Here is a 3591-nt window from a genome sequence, read left to right as displayed (position 1 = left end):
CAACATTGCGCTGCGGCCTGATCCGCTGTATGTGGTTCTGATGTACGCGATCCCTGTTGCCTACAGCTTTTTTGGCGCGATGTTCGGGCTAAAATGCGATCTCAACAGCCCCAAGCTCGACTGGACAAGCGAGGTAACGGTCGTCAAACAGAGCAAACCGGTGCTTCTTACAATGCTGGTGGGCATGATCCTCGCCATCGTTCCCGCGCTGCTGGCGCTGCCATTTGGCACGCTGCCCGTCATTGCGGCGTTCGTGCTGGTCGTGGTGCTCGACATCCTTTTGTACCGCAACCTGATGAGCAAGGGCGTACGACAGTTCGAGAGCCTCTGATACAATCTTTATCGGAACAAAAGAGACCGTTCCTTCTGGGAGTTGGTCTCTTTTTTACTTTCCGAATCGATGATTAAGGCAGGACGTATACGTTTATATATGGTTTTATGAAACATTTTTCCTGCGAACGGAACAGTTGTACACTTTAAGAAACAGCGCTGTCTATTTATATGGAACATATTTACTAATTTGTATGAAACGGTTACGCTTAAGATAGTTTTGGTATATCCATTTCATGTCAAAAATTCAAACGGATAAGGGAATTCGGTATGGCAACGAAAAAACTTCGGCTGTTTGACGCTATCTTAGCGGCTGTGTGTATCGTCCTGACAATAGACGCAGTCGCGCCCGCAGCGGCGATCGGCAATTCCCAGTACTTCTGGTGGATCCTTTTGCTGATTGGGTTCTTTGTTCCCTACGGCCTTGTGAACGCCGAGCTGGGAACCGCCTATGAGGACGAGGGCGGGCTGTGTGACTGGGTCAAACGCGCGTTTGGCGTGCGTACCGGGTCGCGGGCGGCCTTTTATTACTGGATCAACTTCCCCATCTGGGTCACGTCCACCCTCGTGATGTTCACGCAGGTTTTTACCGCGGCGACAGGCATCCCTATCCCGCCCTTGACGGCGCTTTTCGTGCAGCTGGGCATTACGTGGCTGGTGGTGCTGCTCTCCAACTACCGCATCAGCGAAAGCAAATGGCTGGTCAATATCGGCGCGCTGATCAAAACAGGGCTCATATTGGTTTTGGGCGTGCTGGGCGTGTATGCCGCTATGACGCGCGGCGTTGCGAACCCCGCCACTTCCTTTATGGATTTTCTGCCCAGTGCCGCCGGCCTTTCGTTTATTTCCATCATCATTTTCAACTTCATCGGCTTTGAGGTCGTGACCACATACGCAAGTGACATGCAAAACGCAAAAAAAGAAATCCCGCGCGCGATTATTTTGAGCGGTATTTTGATCACCGCGTTTTATTTGTTCGCCTCTTTTGGTATCGGCGTTGCCATCCCCACGGCGGAGCTTTCCAAGGCAAGCGGGTTCATCGACAGCCTGCGCATCCTGCTTGTTTCTCCCAATGGGATATTCCTCATCACCTGTGGTATGCTGTTTTTGTTTACGCTCGTCACCAACATGATGTCGTGGTCCCTCGGCGTGAATTATGTGACGCAGCACGCCGCGCAATATGGGACGCTTCCCAAATTCCTTGCCAGCAAGAGCAAAAAGCAGAAAATGCCGCTTGGGGCAAATATCACCAATGGCGTGATCATCACCGTGATGCTTGTGATCGCGGCGGTGCTCGAGATGAACGGCAGCGGGACGGACGTGTTCTGGATGTTCTTTGCCTTAAACGTCGACCTACTTTTAGCGTGTTACCTGTTTTTGTTCCCTTCTTTCTGGAAGCTGCGGAAGATCGATCCCGACCGTCCCCGGCCGTACCGCGTCAAGGGCGGCAAGGTGCGTATCTTTATCACGGCGGCCGTACCCTTTGTACTTCTTTGTATGACGCTGTTCTTCACGTTTTTCCCGCAAACGGCGGACGGTGCTCTGAGCGTCAACCTGCCGCTTGTGCTGGGCGTGGCTGTTGCGATCGCCGTGGGCGAGATCGTCGCATGGCACAGCGTGACCAAATACAGAAAAAAACAGGCCGGGCAAAATACGCCGCAGCCTGTTGAATAATGTAATCTTTTCTACTTTTGGGGAAGGACTTCCAGCCAGTAGCCGTCCGGGTCTTCGATAAAATAGATGCCCATTGCTTCGTTCTCGAAGCAGATGCAGCCCATCTCCTGATGCAGCTTGTGTGCCGCCTCATAGTCGTCCGTCTCGAACGCCAGATGTATCTCGTTGTCCCCCAGATCGTACGGCGTATCCTTTTCTTTGAGCCATGTAAGCTCTAACTGGTGCGGGGCCTCTCCATTTGCCAGATAGACGATGATAAAGCTGCCGTCCCCTGCTTCCTTGCGGCGCACTTCTTTTAGTCCCAGCGCCTTTTCATAAAAATCCAGCGATTTTTGCAGATCGAGCACATTCAGATTATTATGGATCATTTTAAATTTCATATCAACCGTTATCCCCTATTTTTCGTCCGTATGCCTTCTTGCCTTCCTCCACCGCTTCGTCTATACACACGTCGTCAGGCAGCACAGAGGTACAGTGCGGGCAGCGGGTCGCGTCATCCGCGATCTCTCCTTTGCAGTACGGGCACAGCCGCGCCGCTTTTTCCGGCTCGGGTTCAGGCTTCTTACTAAGCTTATTGAGACCTTTGATGAGCAAAAAGATCACCAGCGCAATCAACAGAAAATTAATAATTGCATTGATAAATAAACCGATCTGGATCGCTGCCCCCGCAGGATCTGCTGTAAGCGGAATCTTCAGGCTGGAAAAATCCATTCCGCCGGTCGCCAGCCCAATGATCGGATTGAGGATATTTTCCACCAGCGCATTGACGATCGCCGTAAACGCGCCGCCGATGATGATACCGACCGCGAGATCCATCACGCTGCCACGCGAGATAAATTCCTTAAATTCCTGTATGAATCCTTTTTTCTTCTTTTCCATTCCCACCTTCTCCTCTCGGTTATGGTTTTCCTTTATGACCCCGTGGCTGACAGGCCTGCCAGCCAAATTGTTTCATATCCACATAGCCATCGTCATTTACATAAACGCCTTCCGCATTGAGCAAACCTTTTTGCGCATCCGTACCGCCGAACGCAAACGCTGGTGCCAGCCGCCCTTGCCGGTTCACGACCCTGTGGCAGGGCACAACGCCGGGCTGCGGATTGACATGCAGCGCATACCCGACCGCACGCGACGCACGGGGATTGCCTGCAAGCCGCGCGATCTGTCCGTAAGAAGCAACTTTGCCGCACGGTATCTGCTTTACGATCTCGTATACCTGCCCGAAAAAATTCACGCGCTTGTGTTTCCTTTCATGAAATCCGGTTATCATTATTATATCATTAAATTTTCCAAATGAAAGGGAAAACAATGGCCAAACATGTAAAAATGATCATGATGGATACGTGCCCGCATTGCCGCCGCGCGTTTGAACTGATGGATGAACTGAAGCAGGAGCATCCGGAATATGCACAGGTCGATATCGAGACCATCGATGAGCGGCATGAGCCGGAAAAGACGAGAGGCTATGACTATTGGTATGTCCCCACTTTTTTTGTGGACGACGAAAAGATACTCGAGGGCGTGCCCTCAAAAGAGAAAGTCGAGCAGGTGTTTATTGAAGCTTTGAAGGCGTAATCGTGTCATCTT

Annotated in this window: 5 protein-coding genes and 1 pseudogene; 3 read left to right on the top strand and 3 right to left on the bottom strand. The window is 51.4% G+C overall.

Going from position 1 to position 3591, the window contains the following annotated elements:
• Nucleotides 1–331, top strand: a pseudogene (locus VB081_RS14905) (hypothetical protein); the annotation flags it as partial.
• A gap of 269 nt (nt 332–600) precedes the next feature.
• On the top strand, nt 601–2004 hold the full coding sequence (locus VB081_RS14900; RefSeq protein WP_323401556.1) for an APC family permease: 1404 nt from the start codon (nt 601–603) through the stop codon (nt 2002–2004).
• 11 nt (nt 2005–2015) lie between these two features.
• Here VB081_RS14900 and VB081_RS14895 read toward each other — a convergent pair whose 3' ends face one another.
• From VB081_RS14895 to VB081_RS14885, 3 genes are read right to left on the bottom strand one after another with little or no spacing between them, the layout of a single operon-like run.
• Nucleotides 2016–2384: a VOC family protein gene (locus tag VB081_RS14895; protein WP_323401555.1), complete on the bottom strand. Its 369-nt coding sequence runs from the start codon at nt 2382–2384 to the stop codon at nt 2016–2018.
• Nucleotide 2385: 1 nt separating this feature from the next.
• The gene (gene mscL, locus VB081_RS14890; RefSeq protein ID WP_323401554.1) at nt 2386–2883 is read right to left on the bottom strand and encodes a large conductance mechanosensitive channel protein MscL; all 498 of its coding nucleotides are present in this window, start codon (nt 2881–2883) and stop codon (nt 2386–2388) included.
• Nucleotides 2884–2902: 19 nt separating this feature from the next.
• Nucleotides 2903–3274 (bottom strand): MGMT family protein, encoded by a 372-nt coding sequence (locus tag VB081_RS14885; protein WP_442872734.1) that lies wholly within the window; start codon nt 3272–3274, stop codon nt 2903–2905.
• Nucleotides 3275–3312: 38 nt separating this feature from the next.
• Here VB081_RS14885 and VB081_RS14880 point away from each other — a divergent pair, with 38 nt between their 5' ends.
• The gene (locus VB081_RS14880) at nt 3313–3579 is read left to right on the top strand and encodes a glutaredoxin family protein (RefSeq protein ID WP_323401552.1); all 267 of its coding nucleotides are present in this window, start codon (nt 3313–3315) and stop codon (nt 3577–3579) included.
• Nucleotides 3580–3591: the final 12 nt, after the last annotated feature.

Source organism: Christensenella sp. (assembly GCF_034927525.1).
In the GTDB taxonomy this organism is placed as follows: Bacteria; Bacillota; Clostridia; order Christensenellales; family Christensenellaceae; genus Christensenella.
This window is presented reverse-complemented; position numbering and strand designations above follow the sequence as displayed.

Excerpts from the sequence above, each read along its gene's own strand:
- VB081_RS14900 (WP_323401556.1), top strand. The coding sequence starts at position 601 with ATGGCAACGAAAAAACTTCGGCTGTTTGACGCTATCTTAGCGGCTGTG.
- VB081_RS14895 (WP_323401555.1), bottom strand. The coding sequence starts at position 2,384 with ATGAAATTTAAAATGATCCATAATAATCTGAATGTGCTCGATCTGCAA.
- mscL (WP_323401554.1), bottom strand. The coding sequence starts at position 2,883 with ATGGAAAAGAAGAAAAAAGGATTCATACAGGAATTTAAGGAATTTATC.
- VB081_RS14885 (WP_442872734.1), bottom strand. The coding sequence starts at position 3,274 with ATGATAACCGGATTTCATGAAAGGAAACACAAGCGCGTGAATTTTTTC.
- VB081_RS14880 (WP_323401552.1), top strand. The coding sequence starts at position 3,313 with ATGGCCAAACATGTAAAAATGATCATGATGGATACGTGCCCGCATTGC.